This is a genomic window from Bradyrhizobium australiense (assembly GCF_013114825.1).
GTDB lineage: Bacteria > Pseudomonadota > Alphaproteobacteria > Rhizobiales > Xanthobacteraceae > Bradyrhizobium > Bradyrhizobium australiense.
In genome coordinates, this window is the sequence record NZ_JAAVLX010000010.1 from 304,590 (window position 1) to 329,959 (window position 25,370).

The following is a 25,370-nucleotide window of genomic DNA, read 5'->3' on the forward strand; positions in this document are numbered from 1 at the left end:
GTCAGGACCTTGCCAGCATCCATTTCATATTCAGGTACGGCCAGATTCGGCTGGCGGTCTCCCAATCCCATTGCTTCGAGGAGGTCAGGCGACTGACCGTCTGTCGTAAGCCTTCCTCGTCGACCAGCTCGGCGAAAGCCGGCACCTTCCGATCGAGCAGGCTGGCAGTCCAGCCGGCGAGCGGCCCGTTCAGCCATTCCGGCATCGGCGAATTGAAGCCCACCTTCCGGCGCCCCATGCGAATGGATTCCGGCATCAGGTTGGCCATCGCCTGCCGCGCAATCACCTTGGAATAGCCATCGGAAAACTTACATGCCTCCGGCAATGCCATGGTGTATGTCACCAGGCGCCAGTCCATGAACGGCATCCGGACCTCGATGCCGTGCGCCATCGACAGGCGATCGAAGTTTCGCAGGATGGTCGGCAGCACCGTGCTGTGAAACATCCGATAGAGACGACGGTTCAATGCGCTCCATTCACGCGGCAACATGTCATCCTCGCCGACCAACGGAAGCTCCGCCGGGACATCGCGCAGGCCGCCGCGCAGGAAATAGTGCCCCTGCCGCCTGATCATCAGCGCCCGAAGCAGATCGACGCCTCGCCTCGCCAGCGCCGAGTTCGAGCCAAGCGCGGCAGCCGCGTTTCGCAGCCGGAACGCGCCCGATTGTCCCTCCTGGAGATAGGCTCCCATCAATTCGTCCGCGCCATGACCGTCCAGCGACACCGTCACGTTGTGCCGCCTGAGCTCTCGATAGATCAACCAGGCCGCGCTTGGAAGTCCGATATAGACGTCATCATTGTCGTCAAGGATCTGGTCGAGTTCGGTCAGCGCGTCGGCCCGCCCGATCTCGAGGAATGTCGGCACGACATCCGCCCAGGCCGCGGCCTGCTCGGCCATCGGCCGCTCATCGTTGGAGGCGCCGGGAAACGTCGCGACGAAGGCGTGACGCCACGAGGTGCTGTCCCGCGGACCCATGCCGGCCGTTTCATGCGCGGCCATGGTGCAGATCACGGCTGACGAATCGAACCCGCCGGACAGACAAGTCCCGATCGGAACGTCGCTTCGCATTCGCAGCGCAACCGCATCCTGGAAAATCTCGCGAAAGCGTTCCACGCGCTCTGCTTCGGTGGCCGGTATCGTCGGCAGATGATCCACCGTTCGCCACCAGCGCCGGATCTCCAATTTTCCCCTGCGTAGCCACATGCAGTGTCCGCCTTGTAGGCGGCGCACCTCCCGGCATAGCGTCCGCTCGCTTGCCTCGACCCCGAACGCATCGAGGAGGAGCCGCCGGGCCACATCGACATCCAGCGAAACGGTGATGAGACCGCTTCGCTCCAACGCGCGCTGCTCGGATGCAAAGACGAAGCGCTCGGATGTCAACGCATACAATAGCGGCTTGATGCCGAAGCGGTCGCGCGCCAGAAACAATTCTTCGGTCTGGGTGTCGAAGATCGCCAGCGCCCACATTCCGTTGAAGCGCGTCAGCATGCCTTCCTGCCACGCTCGCCATGCAGCGAGAATGACCTCGGTGTCGGACTGGCTACGGAAAACCGCGCCTTGCGCCTCGAGCTCGCGCCGAAGCTCGAGGAAATTGTAGATTTCGCCGTTGAAGACGATCACATGGCGGCCGTCGGCCGAAACCATCGGCTGATAGCCGCCCTCTCCCGGATCGATGATCGCCAGCCGGCGATGACCGAAAGCCAGATCCCGGTTCGCGCTGAACCAGCTACCCTCGCCGAAGGGACCGCGATGAGCGACCAGGTTCGTCAACCGCGAGATTTCCGTTAGTTCGACCGCGTTGCCGCGGAGGTTCACGACACCTGCAATTCCGCACACGGTTAGGCCGCCTTTACAAATAGGAGGCGACTTGCAATGACGCGCAAATCCCTCCAGCAAGCCGCGCCATGCGGGCCGACCCGCGAGACGGTGACAACGACGACAAAGATAATACCGGCCGCCAGGCAATAGAGACCCCCAACGTACCACCAGTGTGGCGCTTGTTCGAACAGCCCCTCCTGCGTGGAATGTCGCAGCACGAGTGCCGTGACGATACCGGTCCCCAAAGGCAGCAATACAAAGTGAGCCACCCGCGACCACATGCCAGCGATACTGAAACTTTGCCGCAACAAGATGATGGTCGTGACGATCTGCGCCATCATGCCGATGCAGGCACTCCAGCCCGCTGCCTGCCAGCCGAATTGGGGCAAAGCCACCGCGCTGGTGCTAAGCGTAAACGCGGCCGTTACAAAAGAGATTAGCGCGTTGGAACGGGATCGGCCATTGGCTAGAAGATAGAATGCGAATACGTTCGCGCTGCACCCTAGCATTCCTGCGATCGAAAGCACCACCAACACACGCTGAGCTTCGACGGCCACTTCCGCGCCAGTCCAGATATGAAGCAGCGGACCGGCAACGGGAACTAGCGCCCCCAGCGCACTCGCGGCAAGTACGTTGAGGATCCATGAAGATCGAAACAGTAGATCGGCCTTCCGATCACTGGATTCTCCTTGCAGCGCGCTAAAGAACGGGAACAGGATTTCGCCAATCTTCAAAATGCCAATATACATAGCTTCTTCGAGCCGCTGGGCGATGGTGTAGAAGCCGACAAACTGGGGCTGAAGCAGCGCACCTAGCAGGTACCGATCCGCCTGTCCCGCAATCAGGCCGCCGCCTTGGGCGGCCATTTGCCAAGCTCCGAAATTGACGAGATCGCCGAGCGGGCCTTGATGAAACGCGGGACGCGCCAGCCATCCACCGATAACCCGGCGCGAAACTGCAACAACTGCAAGTAGGCTCGTGGCAAAGCCTAACGCCTGACACCCAAGATACGTTGAGGCCTGTGGCCAGCGCGGAATCAATACCACCATCGATGCCGTTGCGATAATTGCGCTGATGATGCTGATCAAAGCAATCCGTGGATAATCCTGGCGCGCGGTAAACAGGGCCAAAAATACCGCTGCTATGCACTGAAATAGCCATCCCACGGCGCCAAAACTGAAGGCTAGTCCGAGGTCGTCGGCGGCCTTACCGCTGAGGTTGAATGCGAGGCGGGCAAGCGGTGGGCCTCCGAAACACAAGCTTATCATGATCAATCCGCCCATGCCCACCGCCAGGAGCAATGCAGTGGCGAAGAAACGGCGAGCATCGTCGCGCGCATCGGGCGCCAAACGGTGGGCAAGTTCTCGGGCCGTCGACAGTGCCAGAGAGTTGCTGAATGTCAGTGCCGGCGCGAGGCACGCTGTCACCAGGGCTGCAACGCCAAATGAGGCCGCGCCCAGACGAAGCACGACGAACGGCAGGATCAGCAAGTTCAATCCCACACCGACCAAGAAAGCCGCAGCATTCCATCCGGAGTTTCCCAACAGACGAAAACTGCCATTTGGCTCTGCCATATCAGCGTCAGGCCCCAATCTGCTTCGGATACTTCGGCATTAGAAGGCTCGAATCAGATCGATGACTTCGAATTGTTGATCCCTCGTAATCTCGGCAAACATCGGCAGCGACAGTATCTGGCCTTGATCGCCATGGGCGTTGGGGAATTGTTCAGGGCGATGCTTGAGCCGGCTATAAGCGGCCAAAAATGGCAATGCCGTGGGATAGTTGATCGCTGTCTGAATACCATTCGCGCCGAGATGCGCTGCCAGTGCATCGCGGCGCGAATGCTTGATTGTATAAAGATGATAGACGTGGGTGCGCTCCGCAGCGACAGAGGGCACAACGACATTCTCAATCTGATTGAGATTAGCGTCGTAAACCTTCGCGGCATCCTGGCGCGCCTTGGTCCAAACAGTCAGATGCGGCAACTTGGCCGACAGGATCGCCGCCTGGATGCCATCGAGGCGGCTGTTGATGCCCTCGATGCGATGTTGATGCTTAATGAGACCGCCGTGACGCGCGAGCATGGTCATGTGCTCGGCGAGCGCGCTGTCGTTAGTGACGATCGCGCCGGCATCGCCCATTGCGCCAAGATTCTTGCCTGGGTAGAACGAATAAGTCGCGGCAGCGCCGAACGTCCCGACCTGCTGGCCTTTATAGCGAGCCAGATGAGCCTGCGCGCAATCCTCCACCACCCAGAGCTTGTGCCTGCGCGCGATTGCCATGATCGCATCCATATCCGCCGGCTGCCCGTACAGGTGCACCGGAACGATGCCGACGGTGCGCGGTGTGATCGCGGCCTCGATCGCGGCCGGATCGATCGTGAACGTGGCGCCGTCGGTATCCGCGAACACCACCCTCGCTCCGGCATGGGTGATCATCGCCGAAGTGCTGATCCATGAATGAGCCGTGGTGATAACCTCATCGCCCGGCTCGACCTTCAGCGCGGCCATGGCGAGATAGAGCGCATCGGTGCCGTTGGCGCAGGATACGCAGTGCTTGACATCGACGGCATCGGCGAATTGCCGTTCGAACTCGTCAACGTAGCTGCCGCGAATGAAGGCGTTATCACGAATGACCGCCGCGATCGCGCCGTCGATATCGCGCTTGATCGTCTGGTATTGCAGCTGCAAATCCGCAAACGGTACCGGCATCAAACTATTTCCTATCTTCGCGAGGCGAGCCGGCGCGCGGGGTTACCCGCGTAGGTGCCGGCCGTAGTGATATCCCCGGTTACTACCGAACCCGCTCCGATCACGACATCATCAGCTATCTGAACCGGCATGATCGTTGCGTTTGAGCCGATAGAGACCCTATTGCCGATCTTAGTCTCCCGCCACAGTTCATGGCGACCGCGAGCGGGACCACCGGTCGCGAAAGTGTCGTTGATAAACATAACACCATGCCCGATGAAGCAATCTTCCCCCATCGTCACCAATTCACAGACAAACGCATGCGACTGTACGCGGGTGCGAGGGCCGATGCTGACGCCTTTCTGAATTTCTGTAAACGGCCCGATAAAGCAATTGTCGCCGATCTTGCACTCATAGAGATTGCAGGGTTCGACAATTTTGACCCCGGCGCCGAATTCGACGTCGCGGACGCCGACCTTAACCCGCTGCGGATCGTTCACGACGCAATGCCAAGGCGACTCAGGCGTGGCGTGAACCGCAGTGCCACTTCCTGGCTTGTTTCGATCGATTCATACAGCGCGGAGATCAGCTCCAAACTCTTCCGTCCTTCCAATCCATCCACGAGCGCCGCGCGTTGATTGGTGAGGCAATCGATCACGTGCTGATAGTAGGCCTGGTGGCCAAAACCGTACACATTGGGCGGATTGACCGAAAACTTTTCGACCACGTCCTTGTCCGAAGGAAGTTCGTCGGCAAACCGCCAATGCCTGATCTGGTTGACGGCGAAACCCGCGATCTCAACGGTGCCCCTCTCGCCCAGGATGGAAAGCGAACCTTCGAGGTCTGTCGGGCGCGCCGCCGTCGTTGCCTCGATTACTCCAAGCGCGCCGTTTCGGAATTTCAGCGTCGCCACGGCAGTGTCCTCCGTTTCGATTCTCGCCAGCGCCGTGACCGCGCGCGCATGCACGCTGACGACATCGCCGAAGAACCACTCCAGCATATCAATGTGATGGCTGGCCTGATTTGTCAGCACGCCGCCGTCAAAAGCCCACGTGCCCCGCCAGTCATCCTGGTCATAATAGGCTTGTTCCCGACACCAACGCACTCGCACAGTTCCCAGAACAAGCCTTCCGAACCGACCGGCGTCTAGCGCCTCGCGCGCCTTGACGACAGGGACGTTGAAGCGGTTCTGCTTAACCACAAACAGCTTGGTGCCGGCCTCGTCGCAGGCCCGGATCATGTCGTCCGCGTCCTGCAGGCGGAGCGCCATCGGCTTCTCGACAACGACATGTTTTCCCGCTCTCGCGCAGGCGATCGCGTGCTGGGGATGTAACCCGCTGGGCGTCAGTACCGCGACGGCATCGATATCCTTCCGCGCGAGAAAATCGTCGATATCGTAGTGCGCCGGAACGCCGAATTTCGACCCGACCGCGTCGGCACGCGGGCGGACGGGATCGCACACCGCCACGAGACGGGCCCGGTCGATATGGTTGCCGCCGAGGAGGTCTGAATGACGCTTGGAGATGCGTCCGCAACCGAGCAAGCCAAATCTGATCATGAAATTTATCCTATGAGCCCCAAGGCTTGCCCCAGACCCGTTAAACTCATCCGGCCGTTTCGCAGTCCAGGCAACAGTCCATGCTTGGAATACTAGGAAAAGCGTAAAACAATCAAGAGGGGGAGTTTCTTGTGACGGATATCGGAAACTAGTCCATTCAACGGCCTTTTGGAGCCAGCAGCTCTCATCGCCGTTCCGGTGAGCTAGCGCGTCGATTTGGGTCCGGCAGTTACGGCAATGGTTCGGATCGGCAGCTCAGGACGATGATTTCGGATCTCGGAAATCCCGCCCTCTCCTCCAGCCTCGACCCACTAGACCGAAGTTTTTATTTTCCCCAACTTGAAATCCGAGTCCTGTCAGCGGCGTGCGCCGAAACTTCTTCTCGATTTGCGTCCATGTAAGGGGCTTCCCAAATTGGCGGGAGTGTGATTCGATTCGGGAATGTTTCATCGAGACGGTTCCCAGACTGCCCGCCGGGACGCTCAGGGTGCCGATAAGTCTTCTCATAGGCCGCCCGGCTCGAAACCTCGAACCCGACGATCATGTCAAAAGCGGCCCGAGAAACGCCGTGTAGGTCGATCATTGGTAATATTCCGCAGTCAGGGCGTTAAAGTCGGTCATCGGTTGCTCGATTAGGGGTTGTGGTGGTAGGGAAGCGCGCGAAGCATTTACACGCGGGAACTTATGTGGATGAAGATCACGGCAGAGCACCTTGCGGTCGTAATCTGCCTATTGGTTTCATTACTGATTTGGGCGGCACCCACCGACCCAATCGGCGCCGAATTTTGCCGCGTTACTGGATTTTGCGAGTGAGTCGGAGCCTGGGATATCCAGGTTCCTTCCGCGAAGAGTTCCAGATTTCAGCCCTGTCATTGCTCTATCTGGTGATACTTTGCTTGTCGCTTATCGTCGTCTCGCAGGATGTAAGTCCGGCTTTCCACATCGGGTACGATCGTCAATTTGCGTTCGCCGCGGCGCTTGCTGTCGCAGCGTTCGGCGCTACTGTTTCACTCTTCTCAATTGCCAGATTCACTTTCGGATACTTGGTTAGTTGGTACATGCTCAGCATCATCGCTGGGTATATCTGGCTGAGTTTCTTCAGTCCGCTCGACTACGACAAATCACCTGCACGATGGTCGGCCGCGCTTTCGCTCATCGCCTTCATGATTCCCGCGATGTTCGTGACGAAGCCGTTTCCTCTTCGCCTTGCGCTGACACCACGTCAGATTGATCACCTCGTTATCGGCATGATGGTCTTGTCCGCCATGACTGTCGGCTATGCGTCCCTTTTTGGCTTTCACTTGATCGGCTTCATCGATGGAGAGGCCATCCGGTCTCAGTTTGGTTATCCATCTTGGCTAAACTATCCCATCGGAATAGCTATCTCTGCGGTGCTGCCGTTTTCATATGCCTGGTTGCTGAATAGACGGCTGTACGCCTTGAGTGTTGTAGCGCTTGCTATCGGAGTTTCATTCTATCCAGTCACGCTGAACAAATTCACGTTGTTCGCACCCGCTTGGCTGCTATTCGCCACCTTACTTCTCAGGTTTTTCGGGGCGAGACTTTGCGTGATACTCTCTCTCTTAGTCCCGGTGTCCCTCGGCCTTCTAATTAAAGTGTTCGACCCTTCTTGGGTCAGTATTCCCTTTCGGCTTATCAACTTCAGAATGATCGCAATTCCATCCAGCGCGATCGACCACTACAACCACTTTTTCTCAACCCATCAGCTGACATACCTCTGTCAGATTCAGCCAGTCGGAAAGTTTTTCGGCTGTTCCCTTCCCCAGCAACTGGGTGTCTTGTTTGCGGAGCAGTATGCGACGGGCAACTACAACGCTTCACTCTTTGCCACCGAAGGCATCGCCTCTGTCGGCCCGTATCTCGCCCCGGCAGCGACCCTAGCATGCGGCCTCGTGATCTCGCTCGGGAACAAAGCATCAGCGGAATTAGATCAGAAATTCGTGTTCCTTTCGGGCTCGATACTGGTTCAGGCACTAATGAATGTTCCTTTATCAACAGCCATGCTCTCCCATGGCGCCGCACTTCTCTTTGCTCTTTGGCTCATAACGCCGCGAGAGGACAAGGCATGACAGAGTCGAACGTTTCGATTGCTGAAATTGCCATTCAATGTCCCACAACCTTTCAAGGGACGAAAGGAACTTTATTCGGCATCGCTTTCACCGCTCTCATAGCTGCACAAGCGTTTTTTGCTCTCGTTTATGGGGCCCTTGGCATCACTGGAAGTACGTTATTTACAGGCCTTTTCTTTTTATCATGCGAACTATGCATGTTGTGCCTTGGCAATCGGCGCGGCGTCATCCTCGCCGTTCCAGATCTATTATTTGTTGTCCTTGTAGCCTCAATAGCAGGCTCGCTACTCATGAACGGAAACACGGCACCCATTAAAGAATGGCTCCTCCTGCTCGGTTCTCTCACTGCTTACATATGCGGTCGTCTCGCGAAGCCTGCCGACATTGAGTTAATACGAACCGCCTATATCTGGGTAGTAGCTCCCATTCTGGCAATCGGCACGGTCGTGATAGCTTACGCTCTTTTTTCTCAGTGGGATGATCCTCACGGGAAGCCGATTGTTCTCGGGTTCGATGCCGTCGCAACCTACTTCGTGTTGCTGATGGGATTCCTCATCATCGCTGTCGCCTCGTACCCAACGACAATTCGTAACTCAGTTATCGTTTCGCTGCTCACGTTTTTTCCTATTGTCATATTTGCAGCCTCGATGGTCCGCCTAACTCTGGCAACCATACCTATCACTCTTCTGGTCGTAACCATTTTCAAGCCGAAAAAACAGCGGCTGCACGCTTTCATTCTTTTAATCTCAGTCACGGGCGCGGTCGCCGTGGGCCTGCTGATGCGAGCAAACACAACGGCCGTACTTCTGACATACGCGGCCGAAGGGAGCAGGCCTACAGATGAAAAAGCAGAACAAAAACGCGTGGAACGAAGATCCGTTGTAGCGACTGAGTACAAGATGGTGGCCCCGAGCTGCGAGCTAGACGTAAACTCCTCAAATTCGATAGCCATTCGCAGAGCGCTTCTGAGAGACGCCTTTTATCTAGTACCTCGCAGCGGAATTCTAGGATTTGGCTTCACAGGATTTATGCAGTTGAGTTGTGTTCGGTGGCACGAGGTACACAATACGTTTCTGCAAGCGATCATCGAGCTTGGATGGTTAGGAGGGGCCGCGCTTATTGCCTTGGTCCTGGTAATTGCTTTGCCATTGGTAAAACCAGCATTCCGTGGAGAAAGCGCCAGGCTCGTCCTTTGTTGGACCACCTACACCGCCATTGTAAGCGTCGCGCATGGCGATTTAGCCCGCAGCTTCATGTTTTTTTCCGTACTCGGCCTCGCGGCATCATTGGCCAGCCTACACAGTTCAATGTGGAGCATAGGTGACGACGTCCATGCATAAGATAATCGCCATCAGATTATCGATCGCAAGAAGCGAGCGTCTATTTTCAAAAGCGCCAAAAGGAAGCGGCACGGGTAACGCCGCAATGCGCATAATCAAGGCGATGTTGGCCTTGGCTCCCAGACCATAAACGATGACTGGCCTCGGAATGGTAAACGGCACGCCCGAGAGCCGAATTTCCTCTTCGGCCGCAAGCTTTGCGCAATCATAGGCCGTGATGGGCCGCGGTCCGTCGGCTTCGGTAACGACATGGTCGGCCGCAGAGCCTGCCTGTGCACCGATAGATGACGTGAAGATTAGACGTTTGATCGGGTGGTGGCGGCAGGCCTTCACTAAATTTGCTGTCGCGTTCTGGCTGGCATTAGGATTATCTTCAAGCGCCTCCCTATTCCGCTTCTTTTCCTCTCGCGCGGCCTCTTCCCTCTTCCCGAGCCAGAATATGCTTCTTCACGTGGCAAATGGCAACTTGTACGACTGCGCCTCCAGGAGACCCCGCGGATTAAAGTCCACTACGTAGCGAGTTGGCAGAGAGTGTCCTTTTCATCGCTTGCCATCAGACCGGCTGGTTAACGTACGACGACGCGATCCTCAGAGGTACGAAGAGCGCGTTGGAGAAAAGTTGGGGAAGCGCCGGGCTAGATCTCGAACAATCAGCCAAGTGCTGAAATCGTTGGCGCTCCCTAGCGGGAGCGCAGAAACCCAACAATTGAACGGCGAACTGCTAAAATGTTAACGTCATGGTACGGAACCTATAGTGCAACCGCCGCGCAACCCCCGCCGTGCCTCTACGAGATTACTTATCACCGCTCAGGGCGGTTCCCGCGGCGTGATGAGCCAGAGGAGCATCAACAAACCGAGTCCGTTCGAGAGCAACGTGGTCGATAGAGGGACGTTCAGAAGGGTGTGTGGAACGATCGCGCCAGAGATCAGGATAAATCGCGCAGGCAATCCGGATGAAGCCACGTTCCCCAAAGCTATGACAAGGCCGCAGGCCAATGCCGCAAGCGGCGCCCACGCGACACCGACCGATGCTACACCTTCGGTTGCGAACAGGGACGCGTTCATATTGCCGAGGTGATAGGCATTCGCAAGCACCACGCCCAACTGATCCGAGTAGGGGCAGCTGACAAATGACTTTAGAATGCTGAGCTGGCAAAAGTACGTGAGTGGATGGTCCGAGAAGAAGGCGTAATAATGCTCCAGCGATATGCCGGGTACGGCGAACAGTCTGAGATTTAAAAAAGTGAAGATCGTAAGTCGCAATCGACTGACATCAATCCAATCGAGTCCAGCAACGGTATAAACGCCGGCCGCAAGCGGAAGCAGCATGGACAGAATGACGGCAGTCCGCGCTTCCAACCGCCCCGAGAGAGCGATCATAAACCATAGAAATGGAGCTACAGAAACCGCTGTTTTGGTCCACGTGACGGGGTAAAGAAGCAACGCTAACATACTTAGCGCCACCATCATCATCCAGCGCCGGCGCTCAAGACAGCAGGCGAAAGCAAAAGGGATCAGTGCTCCGATCAGATTTCCGATCGCGTAGTTCGTCAGCCGTGAATGTACAAGCTCGTTGCGGTAGCGATCCATGAGATCGAGGCCGACCAGGTGAAAGCCATCGAGCGCAGCTAGCGCGAGTACCGCGACGCCAAGGCCCAGAACAAGCGCTGGGACTATCCTGAACAGCCGCGGCGGAAGCTGAAGCGAGAAAGCGGGTCTGCCTCGCATGGTGAGCGATGGCAACAAAAAGAGAAGCAACGACGCTGCCGCAGAGATAAGCGCCGACCTGTGATCGTATTGCAGCACGCTAAAGGTGTTGAGCCAGAAATACCCGGCCATCATCGTGAACAGGTAAAAGCCCACGAAGTAGCCAAAACTGAATTCGGCAAACACGAAGGCAACGCCGAATGCCGCTGTGAGCAGTGCCGGTACATAGATCCTCTGCCCCCAATCTCGGCTGAAGCCGATGTGAAATTCTGGCTGGTATTCGGAAAGTTTGAACAAGCTAAAGAAAAGTAGCGCCGAGAAAACAAGCAGGGCGACAGCTCTAAATGCCACGCCCGACGCGGCGCGTTTGTCGCCGGTCTGCATCGGTTCCGTCATGCGTAGCCCAATGGTTGCAGGTGCCCATCCATCTCAACGCGATTGGGTACAACCCGAGATGCGAGGCGGTATCGTACCACATTCGCTCATAGCTCGGCTGCACGAGACTGGCGCCAATTAGCGCGGGCGGTGCCCCTGTCGTTGAGTTATGGCGTTGCCAGAGAGCCTGGCGCACAGCAGTCAGATAGGTGTTCGTACGCTCAGAGCCTTGATCTTAGCTACCACATGACGATTGTTTTGCAACGAATATAGGGTTACTATCTGTTCTCCGCTGATGATCCGAGCCATCGTTCTTTGACAATCGTTTCGGAGACTTGCCAGGATTAAGAAGCCATCCGGTAATTGCCATGAATCAACCCCGTCTCAGCCAATCGTAGACCCATATCATCAATGAGAGTTCTGGTCACTGGCGGCTGCGGCTTTATCGGCTCCGCAGCGGTGAGATTCTTGGTGGGTGCCGGTCACCACGTTCTTAATCTCGACAAACTGACTTATGCCGGTGATCTTCGGACGGTTGCAGCCGTCGCCGGTTCGCCGAATTACCGTTTCCGGAAAATGGATATCCTCGATCAACGTGGAGTCGCCGCTTCATTCAAAGACTTCGCGCCCCAAGCGGTTTTCCATCTTGCCGCAGAAAGTCATGTCGATCGCTCTATCGATGACCCCGGTATATTTGTTGATACAAACCTGCGCGGGACGTTCGTAATGTTGCATACCGCGCTGAATTTCTGGAATCAGTTGAATCGGGAACAACAAGCTAATTTCCGATTCATTCAAGTGTCGACAGACGAGGTTTACGGCAGCCTGGGTGCCGAAGGGTTTTTCACGGAGACGACGGTCTATGGACCAAACTCCCCGTATTCGGCGAGCAAGGCCGGCGCGGATCACCTCGCCCGAGCGTGGTATACGACCTACGGTCTTCCTACCATTATTTCCAATTGCTCGAACAACTACGGCCCGTTCCAAAATCGCGAGAAACTGATTCCAACGATCATTCGCAAGGCTTTGTCGAGCCAGACGATTCCGATTTATGGCCAGGGCCAAAACGTTCGCGATTGGCTTTACGTAGATGACCATATAGCTGCGCTTCTGGCTATTTGCGAGAAGGGCAAGGCTGGTAGCAGTTACAACATCGGTGGATACAATGAGATCAGCAACATAGATCTCGCGACAGCAATTTGTGCCCTTCTTGACCGACGCCGACCGCGTTCAGATGGTCGACGCCACGCCGAACGCATTCAGTTCGTTACTGACCGGCCGGGCCACGATTATCGCTACGCGATCGACGCGGCTAAAGCCAAGCGCGACCTTGGCTGGCAACCACAGGAGAGCCTTCAAAGCGGCTTGTCAAAAACCGTCGATTGGTATCTCGATCATCTGAACTGGACAATGGATGTAGTGAGCTCCGAGGACCGCCTCGGTTTGGGCTCATTACCCAAGCCGCTCGGTGAGGATAGATAATGAAGAAGTGGAAAGGCATCATCCTGGCGGGCGGCAATGGAAGCCGTTTATTCCCGCTCACGCAGGCCGTCAATAAACATTTGCTCCCCGTCTACGACAAACCAATGATTTACTATCCTCTCACCACACTCATGCTGGGCGGACTGCGCGATTTCATCATTATTTCGGATCCCGAAGCGCTCAATCAGATCCGCACATTGTTGGGTGATGGGACGCGCTGGGGCATCGCGATCGCGTATCGCACGCAGGAACGCGCCGGCGGAATCGCGGAATGCTTTCGGATAGCTGCAGCCGATATTGCCGGCTGCAATGTTGCGGTAGCCCTCGGCGATAATATTTTCTACGGAGCTGGCCTGCCTCGTTTGCTGTCGCAAGCGATGATCCACGAGACCGGGGCAACCATATTTGGTTATGAGGTCGCGGATCCATCCGGCTTTGGCGTGGTCGTGCTCGACACTACGGGACGCGCAATAGACCTGGAAGAAAAGCCCAAAGCCATGCGATCCCGCCTCGCAGTGCCGGGGCTTTATTTCTACGACGAACGTGTCGTCGCCATTTCGAACGAGATTCGACCATCGGCACGCGGTGAACTCGAAATCACCGACGTCAATCGTCACTACCTGGCGACGGGCGATTTGCGGGTAACACTTTTCGGTCGTGGCGTTGCCTGGCTCGACGGCGGAACGCATCGGGATCTCTATGAAGCGTCCCAATTCGTTAAAGTGATCGAAGAACGTACAGGGCTGAAAATCGCGTGTCCCGAGGAAGTCGCCTTACGCATGAAGTTCATTGATCAGCCTGCATTTGAGCTTCTGATTGATCCGAACCCCAAGACCGACTACCAACTTTACCTGCGCTCGCTTCTCGAAGCCTCTCCGCTGACCGAGAGATAGTGGCCATACGATCGATGGATGCTGGTTCAGAAGACGTGCCGACTGACTTCGTCCCATTCAATCAGCCGTATGCAACGGGCAAGGAGCTCGGCTATGCAGCCGAAGCGCAGCGCGGCAACCATCTTTCTGGCGACGGCCAGTTCACCAAACGCTGCCATCGATGGATCGAAGAACGCACCGGCTGTGCCAAGGCGCTGCTTACGCACTCCTGCACATCCGCGCTGGATCTCGCTGCGTTGCTGCTCGATATTAAAAGCGGTGATGAAGTTATCCTGCCCTCCTATACGTTCGTGTCGACCGCGAACGCTTTTGTGCTGCGCGGCGCGGTGCCGGTCTTCGTCGATATCAGGGAGGACACGCTCAACATCGACGAACGGCTGATCGAGGAGGCGATCACACCGCGAACCCGCGCGATCGTGCCGGTGCACTATGCCGGCGTTTCCTGTGAGATGGATTCGATTTTAGGAACCGCGGAGCGGCACAATCTGAAGGTCATTGAGGACGCCGCGCAGGGCGTAATGGCGAGCTACAAGAGCCGCGCGTTGGGCGCGATCGGGAATCTTGGCAGTTTCAGCTTTCATGAAACCAAGAACGTCATTTCGGGTGAAGGCGGCAGCCTGCTCGTGAACGATCCTAAGCTGGTGCTTCGTGCCGAAATCATGCGCGAAAAGGGCACCGATCGCGGTAGATTCTTTCGCGGCGAGGTCGACAAATATACCTGGCAGGATGTCGGCTCTTCCTTTTTGCCGAGCGAAATCACGGCCGCCTTCCTGTGGGCTCAGCTTGAGCAGGCGGAACGGATCACCGCGGGACGGCTCGCGAACTGGAACCGGTACCATGAAATGCTAGCCCCAATCGAGCAGCGCGGCGCGCTGCGTCGCCCGATCGTCCCGCCCGATTGCCAGCACAACGGACACATCTACTACATACTGCTGAACTCCGAAGCCGACCGCCAGCGGGTTCTCGACGGGCTTAAGCAGCATGGAATCGGCGCGGTGTTTCACTACGTCCCACTGCATTCATCGCCGGCTGGCAAGCGGTTCGGACGCGCCCATGGCGAGCTTTCGCTGACGACCTCGCTATCGAAACGATTGGTGCGCCTGCCGATGTGGTTCGGTTTGAGTGAGGCGCAGCAGCAGCGAGTCTGCGATGTAGTGCGTACCATTCTTCTTAATTAGCGACACTGTGGCGGTAGCCTCGAAGCGGGAGCGAGAACAATCCTCTATACCAAACCACACACAGCCCCGTGGCTTGGGAACTCGACGAAAGCGGCGAGAAAACGCGCGCAGTAGGATTTTTGGAGGATGGAGCCATACTCATGATCTTCCCAACGATTGAAATTTCGCCTGCATTACTCTTCGGGGCGGATGAGCTTCTGGCAGGCAATGCGATCGAACGGTGACGATTTCAGTTACCCCGCTGCTCGTCTCGCCAGTTCGCAAGCCTCGCGAGCAACGTCCAAGGTTCGAACCGGCTTCAGCAGGCGATGTTCGAACTCTCGTGGCGAGAAGCTACGCACAGAACGAAGCGATCCAACTTCGACATAATCGTGTGAGAAATCGATTCCGTAGTGCCGCAGCAGATCGAATGAAAGCGCATTGGCCGAAGTCCGCTCCGTCAAAATCCAGGACGCCACGATTGGCTCGCACCCTACCCTGTCAAGCGCCGCGTTGAAAAAGGCGTTGCTTCCTGAGTATCCGGCGAGCAGCCATCCGGCACCCGGCGCACGTGCCCCGATCGCATAGACTGATCCAGGGCTGACGCCACTGAGGTCGAGCGTCGGATCGCCCGCCTTGAAGCCGTTATCCATCGCAATTTTCCTGAGCTGTCGTATATAGGCCGCCGCCTCCCTGGTTAGAAGAAGAGTCGATTTTTCGCTCCCGATTTCGACCGCCGTCTGCTGAAGCCGCAGCGGTTGTGCTTGTCGATAAGGATTCTCCATTGCGGCAAACAGGACACCGGTCGGAACAAGCAGCGCTGCTGCGGCGATCGGAACGACATTGCGCCATGCTGCATTCCCTGCCAGTAGCCCGATGCTGAGGACAAGGCCGGCTAACAACCAGAAGAGCCCTGCACGCCCAGCCTGCTCCCAATAGTTATTGCCGGTGCCGAACGCATAGACGTGAGGCAGCATGATAAAGAACACCACAAGGGCAAGGCTGTTGCGCGACAGAGCTCGGTAGCTCCGCCGCGGCGACAACATCGCGAAAAGGACGAGCGCTAAGGAAATTGCCCAGAACTGCATGGGTTGGAACGGTTCGTATGAAATGTGTGGCGCCAGCGCCCCTCCGCTCACGGAGATGCTCAACCCCACGAAAACCAGGGTCAGCAGCGCTGCTGCGATCCTTGCAGCGGCGTTTGCACGAGTGGCCAGAGATGTTGTGATAAAGACGACGACGAGCAGCAAAGCGAAGTTGACTCGCTGCTCTCTGCTGAAATTGAACGAATCTATGCGAAACATACGCGCGAAGGGTTGGTCGGGCGTGAGTAGGCTGCCAATTCGGGCACCTTCCAGAACACGCTCGACGAACGTGCCGACCGATCCGTCAATTGCCAGCGCCGAAACGCCCAGCAGCGCGGCCGCGGCAAGGATGGAAATCAGCAGTCCGACCATCCAAAGCTTGCGCGCGATAACGAGATACACGACCGCAGCGCATCCGAGCAGTGCGGCCGATGTCGGTTTCGCCAGAAATGAAAGCGCACCGGCTGTTCCGACCAAAACCCATCCGATGAGGCTGATCATCGATGCTTCGCGAGAGGTCATCAGCACCCCAATAGCTGCGAACATCAGTGCCGTGAAGGTCAATGAATTGTAGCTGGGAGTGGGCAGCCACAGGTCAAAAAACGTCAATGAGCTGGCTGCGATGACAAGTGCTAACGCTACGATCCAAATGCGCTGCCCTGATTTGCCAGAGTTGCGTTCTGCAGCGATCGAGTAAAGCAAGCACGCGCAAAGGGCGAAGGCTGATACGAAGATGATCAGGACGTTTCCTCGCCTAAGCAAGGCGATGTCACCGCCGACGAGCCGGTAAAGGGGATGGTAGACGAATCCGAATTGCGTAACCGAGTCGCGGTAATCCCACGGCGATGAAATCCAATTCAGATAGAAGCCTTCATCGGTGAAATCAAAACCCGACCGGCAATGGGAGAGAACCCAAACGAGTAGCAGCATGGCCGCAACGACGCACGCGCCCAACGCAAGCCGCTCCAGCCATCCTGCAAGGGCGGACATCTTCGAGACTCGCTTGCGCGCACTGGAAATGCACCCAATTCTCACACAATAACCAAGCCTTCTGATCGTAACGGGGCGAGATCGCGACCATACCGACTATAGCGTCAGCGAGGACACCTAAACGAGTTAAGCCGCTGCGGTCGTTTCTCCCCGTTCAGAATTCGACAACAAGCTGATGACTGATCTTCGCGAGCGAAGCTAGCTCCATCCAGCGCCCTCTTCAACTTTTCGCTGGATTACGAGAGCAGTGAAGAACCACCCGCTCAGACTCAGGATAAACCGGTCCAAACTGTTGCCCAATAGACACGCCGATCGAAAAAACACTGATGGACAACCTGCAGAAGCTGCAAAAAGGAAAAATATGAAGGATGCTTTCCGGTCGACCTCAACCTGCTATGCGATCCAAGAACGGGCTCTGATCGAGATACGCCCTCTGTGACCTGGGCGTAGCCGGGTGCCATCAGGTATCTAACTCGGACGTCATTATTTCATCGGAGAGGTTTGCAAAGTTGAAATCAAAAATTCATCCCATCATCATCAGCTTCACGTTAGCTAGCACATTCATTATTTTGCCGTGCATCTCATCACTCCTCGGTGGGAGACGAACGACGATGTCGCCGTGTCGATGGTCGCGCACGGCTACGGTTTGGCAGCGTACGGCACACCTAATCTGCTCTTTTCAAATGTTCTCTGGGGCTACTTTGTTCGCGCGTTGCCAACGGTCCACGGAGTCCTCGGCTATTCTCTCGCGACACTGGGGACGATCACGTTGGTCGGAACGGCGTTTGTATACTTTCTGTACCGATTGGGCGCCAGTTATCTCACTAGCGCATTCCTAGTTGTGCTTCTCCTGTTCCGACCCGTTCTCAGTTTACAGCAAACGCTAGGTTGTTGGCTTGTGCAGCCGTGCTCGGGTTGCTCGTTTATGCAAGAAGCCATAGCAGTTTTGCCTCACCGCATCATGCGCACTCGCAGTTCTTAGTTACCTTGTTCGCAGCTGGGAGTTTGCTCTCGTTATGGGCGTCGCTCTTCCGTGTCTCCCGTGGGCACTCTTCCAGAAAGAACGCAGGGTTCAACTAGCGCCTGACGCTAACGATATGTGCCATCCTGGCAGCATGGTTTTTAGCAACTGGTCCACTTCCGGGCCAGACTGGAGCTACTTCTGGCAATTGAACTCGGCGCGCGTTCCCTTTATGGACTTTGATGCCAAAGCCCGGCTCCTCGCGCAGCCCGTTATTGTGGCCAGGCACAGTTTGTCAAAAAACGATGTCGAACTGCTCTCAGGCTGGTTCATTGTTGATCGGCAGATCGCGAATCCCGAGCAGCTGCACTCGATCCTGTCAGAACTCGGTTCTTCTGGAGTAACCGCTCAATTCGAATCCGTCCGAACTGCCATTCATCGCTCGCTGAACCACAGTTGTTTCCTCTGCTCGCCGTGGCCATCATCCTACTGGCGCTGAAGTTCCGGCGCCGGGTGATACTATCCTGGCTGCTCTTTTTTGCGGTCTGGTCGCTATGGGTTTGGTTGGGCGCCCTGGACTGTTACGATTTTACTTTCCCTTACTTGTGCTTTCTAGTTCTATTGCCGATTGCACTGGACTCTGCAGCATCCCACTTAAAGCGGGTAGTCGTTGTGATAGTACTGGCAGGAGCAAGCCTGATAAGTGCTAGCACTATAATCGCGGAAGCCCGCATTTCCGACAGAATGCTCGCTGACGTCCAGGCGAGTTATTACCGCGCCTCCGATTCAATCGTGGTGTGGGGAGACAGCTTCCCCTTCGAGCATGCGTTTCCTCTTCTCTTCACAAATCCAGACCTTCGCGAGTTGAAAATATACGGCTTAGGGGTATTCACGTTCGCCCCGTTCGCGGTAGCCAGAGCGGAGGAGGCAGAAGGCAGAGGATTGGTGACGCGGCTGAAATCGGCAGAGGGCATACTGATTTCCGCGAGGGATAGATCGCTCACGCTTCTCGGCACCAATTGTGCCGAGCACCTTCACGCAGAGATGGTTACTGCGATCGTATACGAATCAAAGCTTTGGACAGTCCGAAACGCGCGATGCAATCTCCAAATGACCGTGCCTTCGGGTGGTTACAGTAACGGAGCATCTGGAGCGAGATGACGATCCGAAGAAAAGTCGTTCCGTTTCAGAGGACGCCCGATTCGCCGTTCTTCGGTGTCGACCGGTGTGAACGGCGCGGACGACCTTCCGGCGACGTCGCTGCGCGCGTCTGGGGCGTGGTGTGCGGCGTGGAGTACAAGGTCGGACCGAACACTCCGATCGGTTTCGTGCTGGCAGGCGACAGCACCAACGACTCACTAGCCAAGATGCTCGGTAGTGGCTCGGCCGACCTGTTCCAAGCCGGCGCTTTCGGCCGGCGTACTATGCGGCTTGCTGTGGTGCTCGGCTATGATGTTATAAGCAACCGCATGCTGGCAGGCTTCGACCCGTTGCAGGTCCGCGTCAAGGCCGAGACGTTCGCGGCCCGTTTCGAAGGAGGTTACCGCTTTGCGACGCCGGGACGTGGACATGACACGCTGCGCGGCGGCGCAGGCGGCCAGCTTTAATCTGCAGCGCTACGGCGAGCGAGCGATCGTGAGCGCCCCGCAGTTTGTCCTGAACTACGCTAGCCAGACCGCAACCGCGACCCGCAATGAATTCGGCCTGCGCACCGATAAGACACTCGCACTGCAGGGCAAGACGCTGCCCGGCATCGCCGCCGGGGCACATGACTACGATCTGGACCGCGGAGTCCCCGTCCTATTCCAAGCCCCGCCTGGCACAAGCTTCGTGGTCAACGGCGCGCGTAGCGATTCGGATGCAGCGCTCGCGAAAGTTGAAGCGAGGTGGCTGAACGGCTTCTCGCCGGCCGGGACGTTTGAACTATGCCGACAAGGGCAACCGGTGGAACTGGTTGAATAATTCTGGCTATGAGGAGCCGTCCATGCGCGTCGCCATTATTCAATCATCTTATGTTCCTTGGAAGGGGTTCTTCGACTTGATCGGCCGCGCTGATCTCTATGTCGTGCTGGATGGCGCGCAATATGTGAAGCGGCACTGGCACAATCGAAATCGTATCATGACGCCAAACGGGCCGAGCTGGCTAACAATTCCAGTTGCCACCAAATCGCGCTTCGCGCAACCGATCGATGAAGTCGGTTTCGCGGCGCCGTGGGCTGATAAGCACTGGCGTGCGATCGAGCTGGCCTATCGCAAATCGCCCTTCTTCACTGAAGAGGCCCCTGCGCTGAAAGCCGTCTATGAGGCCGCCGAACGCCTCGATCGGCTGACCGACGTCAATACGCTGTTTCTGAAAGCGCTGATGGAGCGGCTCGATATCTCTACCACCATGGCGCGTGACAGCGAATTTGCACCGCAAGGTGCACGAACCGCAAGGCTGCTCGATATTTGCATGAAGGTTGGCGCCACAAATTACCTCTCCGGACCCTCGGCGCGCGAGTATTTGGACGAATCCCCGTTTGCTGCGGCCGGGATCGCAGTCGAATGGATGAGCTACGGACCGTACAAGTCCTACGCGCAGCGAGGACCCGCCTTTGAGCATGCGGTGTCCGTGATCGATCTCCTGTTCTCGACAGGACCCGCGGCCGCATCCTATTGCAGCCCTATGACGACCGACCCCGCCGCGGAAACGGCTGAGACGGGACATTTCGACAACCCTTAGCGCGACGATACATGCGCGCAAGCACGGATCCAGGCGGCCATGATGAATGTGCTCCTCGTGCTTTTCGTAGGATTGGCATTTGAGATTTCAGTCCAATTGCCGATGAGGAACTCGCGCCCGCGGATGCACTGTGCACGCCTCGCAAGAGGTTGTAGCATAACAATTCTTAGACTTACCAGTCTTGCTCAAAACGATATAATCATGCGCTCGACAGTTAAACCGCGCTAACTGGCGGGCCGTACTGACTCTAACCGGCGCAAAGCACTCAACCTCGATGTCCTAGTAGAGTAAGACGTGCGACAAGCGCTTACGATTCCCGCAAACAAGGCCAAGTCCCGTGTTGTCCGAATCCAAGTTGGAAAAGTCTAATTCTCCGAGATTGAGTTCTGCTTACACATCGGATGTCATTACTATGCTGCGTAGTGAACCTGCCGTGAAACTCTCTATTGTGACGACCCTATATCGATCGGCTGCCACCATCGAGGAATTTCATCGGCGAGCCATGAGGTCCGCGGAAACGATTGCCGAAGAAATTGAAATGGTGATCGTCAATGATGGCTCACCTGACGATAGCCTCGATCTGGCCATCCAGTTGCATCGGAGCGATCCTCGTGTGGTAGTCGTCGATCTGGCTCGCAATTTTGGGCACCATAAGGCAATGATGACGGGCCTCGCCCACGCCACCGGCGACCTTATATTTTTGATTGACAGCGATCTCGAAGAGCAACCCGAAGATCTTTTATTGTTCTATGATCGCTTTAGGCAGGGTGGCGTAGACGTGGTTTTCGGCGTGCAGGAGGCGCGCCGCGGAGGCATTATCGAGCGACTGACCGGCTCGCTTTTCTTTACACTCGTGGCTGCCCTGAGCGATGAACCGCTGCCGCACAATTTGATCACTTCTCGCCTGATGACCCGAGAATATGTTAGAGCGCTGGTCCGCCACCGCGATCGAGAATTCTTGATCGCTCACCTCTGGCAGATTTCGGGATTTTGCCAACAGGCAATGGTCGTGAATAAGCTTTCGCTGTCAGCATCAACTTATTCGATTTGGCGAAGAATTGAATTTGCAGTGAAGCACGTCACCACCACGTCGACGCGCCTGCTTTATATCGTGCTGTATGCCGGTCTTCTGATTTTCGGATTGTCAATCGGTGTCATCCTTTACTACCTTGCCAGGTATTTCACCTCCGGCGTCGGCGTCAGCGGCTTTACCTCGCAAATCATATCGATCTGGTTTCTGGGTGGCCTGATAACGCTGATCTTGGGGATACTCGGCATCTATATCGCCGGTATCATGTCTGAAACGAAACGACGGCCGTATACGGTCATACGGCGTATCCATCGGACGAAACCCGCCGCCAAGAGTGTGACGGAACGTGGCGCCTACCACTCGGATGCCGGCATTCAGGAATGAAAGAAGCAAGTCAACCAACCATGTTGACAGAGATAGCGGCATATTATGCCGCGAAGCTAGAGGCGCACGGACCGACGCCGCAAGGTGTCGACTGGAATGGCGCCGAGTCGCACCAGACGAGGCATCAACAATTCCTTCGATTGCTCGACGGAAGAACTCACGCTTCGGTTATCGACCTTGGCTGCGGCTTTGGAGACTTCTTCCGTTTTCTCCGTTCCAGTGGCCATCAAGGGCAATTTTGCGGTTACGACATTGCACCTGCAATGATTGAGCAAGCACGGCGACTCCATGGCGAAAGTGACCACCACCATTGGCGGATCGGCGCAGAGCCTGCGGAAGTCGCCGATTTCGCGATCGCGAGCGGCATATTCAACGTCAAGGGCGAAATTTCGGACGATCCCTGGCGAGACTACGTTTATAGGACCATCGACTTAATTGCGCAGTCAGGAAGGCAGGGCTTTGCATTCAACGTCCTGAGCATGTCGAGCGATCCGGATCGACGACGGCCAAACCTTTTCTATGCTGACCCCACCGAGATGCTCGCGCACTGCCTTTCGCGCTATGGCAGATCGGTTGCCATTCTGCAGGACTACGGGCTCTACGAGTTCACGATGATTGTCCGACACCCAACACCAAATGAGCCGGGGCGGCCACCTGGAACTTAGCCTTTCACCGGCCCGTGCCAAACCGCGAGGCCAAATCCCGTCATACCAAAGCCGTTGCCATTATAAGCGAGCCATAAGCGGTCTCGGTGCCAGAATAGCGCTGGGTAACAAGTCATCTCGCTATCCCAGCCTCCGCTTGATGGCCCAAGTCCCATTGCGCGATCTATTCGAATCCAGTTCACGCCATCATCACTCAAAGCCGCGCCCAGACGGTAATGCTCGCCGCGACAGGCAAAGCACATCAGAAGTCTATCGCCGATCCGCACTACGCTTGGACGCGCGAGTGCGTATTCGGTTTCTGTAACGAACCCCAGCACGGTCTTACCGTCGCGCGTCCAATGGACGCCGTCGACCGATCGTGCCAGTTTGATCGCGTGCTGCATATCCGAATTGCCAACCGCCGGCGTGAGATTAGAACCGTACCACATCCACCAGTCTCGGGAACCGAACTGCACCACCCAGGGATATGAAAGCGTATATGGGTCTTCCGGCGAGCGATCCAGAATCGGTCCCGACGAGAAACGTATGAAGGGCTCTTGAGAAGTTCGCGACCGCGCCAATCCAATCGCGTTGCGCCAAGGGGAGCGAAGACCCAGATTCCAGCCCATGTAATAGAGGGAAAGACGGCCCTCTGCTTCAACGACGCAGCCAACACCGATACCGCTATCGTCGAAGGCGCCGTCCTCTCCCGGTGCCAATACCGGCTCGCGCGCCACGTCGCGGATCCGTGGGCTCTCTGACACTTCCACGTCAACCCATCCGACATGGGACCGCTTCTGCGCATCGCGCGAACTGTAGAAGAAGCGGAAGATGTCATCAGCAAGGCGGACAGGTGTGGGTAGCGCGGCGTGACTATGCGCCCACGGCTGCGTTCCATTCGGAACAAACACACGCCCGACGCGCCGCCACGACATTCCCGGCCTTACAAATTTCTGAGGCGCGTACTGGGCACCGGCGAACGCTCGGAGCCGCGTGGTGCTACCACCGAAAGATCCGGCTGATCCTCCAATACCAGTGCGCCCGCGCCAAGTACGCACTTCTTGCCAATCGTGACGTGATCGCGAATCGTAACATTCACGCCGACGAAACTTCCCTGCCCGATTCGCACGCCTCCGGATACCACGACATGCGAAGCCAAAAAAACGTCATCCTCGATAGTTGAGTGGTGGCCGATATGATTGCCACTCCAGAGCGTGACGTTGGCGCCGATGCGGGCATAAGGCTGGATCGTGTTATGTTCGAGGATGAGGCAATTCTCCCTTAGCGCAAAGCCGGGAAATACGGTTGCTCGGCTGCTCAAGTATGATTTCAGCCGATAACCCTTCGCTTGTGCAGCAGCTACCTTTTGCGCGCGCACCGCGTTGATCTTCGCATAGCTCACGGCAACGAAAAACCCGTAATCCGTCGGCGGAAATTTCTCCTCCACCTCTTCAAACGGCACGACCGGGCGACCATTAAATTCCGCTTTTTTCAAAAAGGCGGCATCAACGGTAAAGCCTGCAACGTCGTACGGAGAGTCATGCGTGAAGTAAAAGTCCGCGAGTTCCGCGATTTCGCCAGTACCGAAAACGACAATTCGTTCTGCCTTCACTCGATTGTGCGTCATGATAACATTGCTTCTATGCGGCCTTTCGTGACGGCCCACGCGACTCGGTAACTCGTCGTGTCTTCCATGCCCGTTTGGTCAGCCGCACAACGCTGAGGCCCTAATAGCCAAGGCGGTCACGGCGGCGCTAAAGTAATAGGTGAGCTGGCAGATGCCAATCCACCACGTGCGAAAGCATCGATACCGGCTGATCGTGACCACCGAGGACATCCTGCGCGTGATTTTCGGCTTGCTGCGGCATTCCAGACGCAAAGGTCTGCTCTTGCAACAGAGGCGCGGACAAGTCACCTGTCGAAGGCTTACTGCCAAATTCAACCTCAACATTGTTGGCAGCCGTCGGTAAAATGCCGACGCTAAACATGAATGAATCATTGCCAATGTCAATGCGTACCGATGGCGGAGCAATATTTGACGTCAGCGGGATGTTAGCAACTGATTGGCTCGGAGGAACGCCGATCACCCCGTCACCATTGAGGTCTTGAGCAAAGCTCGTCTCGATCGATTGCAGGGCGGCACTACCGCCCGAAACGGAATCGAGCAATTTCACCGTGTCATTGCCGTTGGTGTCGGTGCTCCAGACCGTGTATTGATCAGCTCCTGCAAGCTTCCAGGCGACCTGATACCCGCTCGCCGTCGCCTCCGCACCGATCGGGGCCCAGCCGCCGAATTGACCAACCGTAATGCTCGACCCCAGATATTTCGCCGTTGGACCGGTTCCACCGCCAACCGGATTGAGCTGATACACATTGCCGGTCTGGACGAGACTTGTGGATCCCGATGTCTCAATCACGACGTTAGGAACGCCGATCACCCCGT

At 56.6% G+C, this 25,370-nt stretch carries 22 protein-coding genes and 1 pseudogene; 12 read left to right on the forward strand and 11 right to left on the reverse strand.

The genetic code is table 11. The features are described from left to right. Position 1 precedes the first annotated feature (1 nt). Genes asnB through HCN58_RS28845 form a run of 3 tightly spaced genes read right to left on the reverse strand, consistent with a single transcriptional unit; the run spans position 2 to position 4,476 of the window. Complete coding sequence (gene asnB / locus HCN58_RS28835) at positions 2-1,837, reverse strand: asparagine synthase (glutamine-hydrolyzing) (protein ID WP_171582735.1); 1,836 nt, start codon at positions 1,835-1,837, stop codon at positions 2-4. 2 nt (positions 1,838-1,839) lie between these two features. Further along, positions 1,840-3,393 (reverse strand): lipopolysaccharide biosynthesis protein, encoded by a 1,554-nt coding sequence (locus HCN58_RS28840; RefSeq protein WP_171582736.1) that lies wholly within the window; start codon positions 3,391-3,393, stop codon positions 1,840-1,842. 39 nt (positions 3,394-3,432) lie between these two features. Further along, positions 3,433-4,476, reverse strand: coding sequence for a DegT/DnrJ/EryC1/StrS family aminotransferase (locus HCN58_RS28845; RefSeq protein ID WP_311966891.1), 1,044 nt, complete (start codon positions 4,474-4,476; stop codon positions 3,433-3,435). On the opposite strand from HCN58_RS28845, the gene HCN58_RS37220 reads away from it, so the two are divergent. Then, positions 4,372-4,584, forward strand: a complete 213-nt coding sequence (locus tag HCN58_RS37220; RefSeq protein WP_311966892.1) for a hypothetical protein — start codon at positions 4,372-4,374, stop codon at positions 4,582-4,584. The two genes, HCN58_RS28845 and HCN58_RS37220, sit on opposite strands and share 105 nt — an antisense overlap. On the opposite strand, the gene HCN58_RS28850 is transcribed toward HCN58_RS37220, so the two are convergent. Beyond that, complete coding sequence (locus HCN58_RS28850; protein WP_171582738.1) at positions 4,542-5,009, reverse strand: acyltransferase; 468 nt, start codon at positions 5,007-5,009, stop codon at positions 4,542-4,544. The genes HCN58_RS37220 and HCN58_RS28850 overlap by 43 nt on opposite strands. After that, on the reverse strand, positions 5,006-6,067 hold the full coding sequence (locus HCN58_RS28855; protein WP_171582739.1) for a Gfo/Idh/MocA family protein: 1,062 nt from the start codon (positions 6,065-6,067) through the stop codon (positions 5,006-5,008). Before HCN58_RS28855 ends, HCN58_RS28850 begins: the two co-directional genes overlap by 4 nt. A 686-nt stretch (positions 6,068-6,753) precedes the next feature. Here HCN58_RS28855 and HCN58_RS28860 point away from each other — a divergent pair. Further along, positions 6,754-8,157, forward strand: a complete 1,404-nt coding sequence (locus HCN58_RS28860; RefSeq protein WP_171582740.1) for a hypothetical protein — start codon at positions 6,754-6,756, stop codon at positions 8,155-8,157. Beyond that, the gene (locus tag HCN58_RS28865) at positions 8,154-9,497 is read left to right on the forward strand and encodes an O-antigen ligase family protein (RefSeq protein ID WP_171582741.1); all 1,344 of its coding nucleotides are present in this window, start codon (positions 8,154-8,156) and stop codon (positions 9,495-9,497) included. The genes HCN58_RS28860 and HCN58_RS28865 overlap by 4 nt, the downstream gene beginning before the upstream one ends. On the opposite strand, the gene HCN58_RS28870 is transcribed toward HCN58_RS28865, so the two are convergent. Continuing rightward, positions 9,462-9,938: an NAD-dependent epimerase/dehydratase family protein gene (locus tag HCN58_RS28870; RefSeq protein ID WP_171582774.1), complete on the reverse strand. Its 477-nt coding sequence runs from the start codon at positions 9,936-9,938 to the stop codon at positions 9,462-9,464. The two genes, HCN58_RS28865 and HCN58_RS28870, sit on opposite strands and share 36 nt — an antisense overlap. Positions 9,939-10,304: 366 nt before the next feature. Next, entirely contained in the window at positions 10,305-11,600 is a 1,296-nt protein-coding gene (locus tag HCN58_RS28875; protein ID WP_171582742.1) for a hypothetical protein, read from the reverse strand. A 390-nt stretch (positions 11,601-11,990) separates the two neighbouring features. Between HCN58_RS28875 and rfbB the strand changes: the two genes are divergently transcribed. The 3 genes from rfbB to rffA are packed head-to-tail and all read left to right on the forward strand — an operon-like array spanning position 11,991 to position 15,132. Then, positions 11,991-13,061, forward strand: a complete 1,071-nt coding sequence (gene rfbB, locus HCN58_RS28880) for a dTDP-glucose 4,6-dehydratase (protein ID WP_171582743.1) — start codon at positions 11,991-11,993, stop codon at positions 13,059-13,061. Continuing rightward, positions 13,061-13,954 carry a glucose-1-phosphate thymidylyltransferase RfbA gene (gene rfbA, locus HCN58_RS28885; RefSeq protein WP_171582744.1) on the forward strand — a complete coding sequence of 298 codons (894 nt, stop codon included), beginning with the start codon at positions 13,061-13,063 and terminating at the stop codon, positions 13,952-13,954. Before rfbB ends, rfbA begins: the two co-directional genes overlap by 1 nt. Before the next feature lie 14 nt (positions 13,955-13,968). After that, entirely contained in the window at positions 13,969-15,132 is a 1,164-nt protein-coding gene (rffA, locus tag HCN58_RS28890) for a dTDP-4-amino-4,6-dideoxygalactose transaminase (RefSeq protein WP_171582745.1), read from the forward strand. A gap of 233 nt (positions 15,133-15,365) precedes the next feature. Here rffA and HCN58_RS28895 read toward each other — a convergent pair whose 3' ends face one another. Next, the gene (locus HCN58_RS28895) at positions 15,366-17,186 is read right to left on the reverse strand and encodes a hypothetical protein (protein ID WP_171582746.1); all 1,821 of its coding nucleotides are present in this window, start codon (positions 17,184-17,186) and stop codon (positions 15,366-15,368) included. A gap of 1,193 nt (positions 17,187-18,379) precedes the next feature. On the opposite strand from HCN58_RS28895, the gene HCN58_RS28900 reads away from it, so the two are divergent. The 6 genes from HCN58_RS28900 to HCN58_RS28925 all read left to right on the forward strand — a co-directional run bounded on the left by HCN58_RS28900 (position 18,380) and on the right by HCN58_RS28925 (position 22,948). Further along, entirely contained in the window at positions 18,380-18,646 is a 267-nt protein-coding gene (locus tag HCN58_RS28900; protein WP_210266187.1) for a hypothetical protein, read from the forward strand. Positions 18,647-19,304: 658 nt separating this feature from the next. Next, positions 19,305-19,754: an autotransporter domain-containing protein gene (locus tag HCN58_RS28905; protein WP_171582748.1), complete on the forward strand. Its 450-nt coding sequence runs from the start codon at positions 19,305-19,307 to the stop codon at positions 19,752-19,754. Next, the gene (locus HCN58_RS28910) at positions 19,717-20,109 is read left to right on the forward strand and encodes an autotransporter domain-containing protein (RefSeq protein WP_171582749.1); all 393 of its coding nucleotides are present in this window, start codon (positions 19,717-19,719) and stop codon (positions 20,107-20,109) included. The genes HCN58_RS28905 and HCN58_RS28910 overlap by 38 nt, the downstream gene beginning before the upstream one ends. A 22-nt stretch (positions 20,110-20,131) precedes the next feature. After that, entirely contained in the window at positions 20,132-20,869 is a 738-nt protein-coding gene (locus HCN58_RS28915) for a WbqC family protein (RefSeq protein ID WP_171582750.1), read from the forward strand. A gap of 412 nt (positions 20,870-21,281) precedes the next feature. Beyond that, complete coding sequence (locus HCN58_RS28920) at positions 21,282-22,283, forward strand: glycosyltransferase family 2 protein (protein WP_210266188.1); 1,002 nt, start codon at positions 21,282-21,284, stop codon at positions 22,281-22,283. Then, a complete protein-coding gene (locus HCN58_RS28925; protein ID WP_171582751.1) occupies positions 22,280-22,948 on the forward strand; it encodes a class I SAM-dependent methyltransferase in 669 nt (222 codons plus the stop codon). The genes HCN58_RS28920 and HCN58_RS28925 overlap by 4 nt, the downstream gene beginning before the upstream one ends. Here HCN58_RS28925 and HCN58_RS28930 read toward each other — a convergent pair. From HCN58_RS28930 to HCN58_RS28940, 3 genes and pseudogenes are all read right to left on the reverse strand, one after another. Further along, entirely contained in the window at positions 22,945-23,862 is a 918-nt protein-coding gene (locus HCN58_RS28930; RefSeq protein ID WP_171582752.1) for a glycoside hydrolase family protein, read from the reverse strand. The two genes, HCN58_RS28925 and HCN58_RS28930, sit on opposite strands and share 4 nt — an antisense overlap. 8 nt (positions 23,863-23,870) lie before the next feature. Then, positions 23,871-24,554, reverse strand: coding sequence for an acetyltransferase (locus HCN58_RS28935; RefSeq protein WP_171582753.1), 684 nt, complete (start codon positions 24,552-24,554; stop codon positions 23,871-23,873). 127 nt (positions 24,555-24,681) lie between these two features. Further along, positions 24,682-25,370 (reverse strand): annotated as a pseudogene (locus tag HCN58_RS28940) (hypothetical protein); the annotation flags it as partial.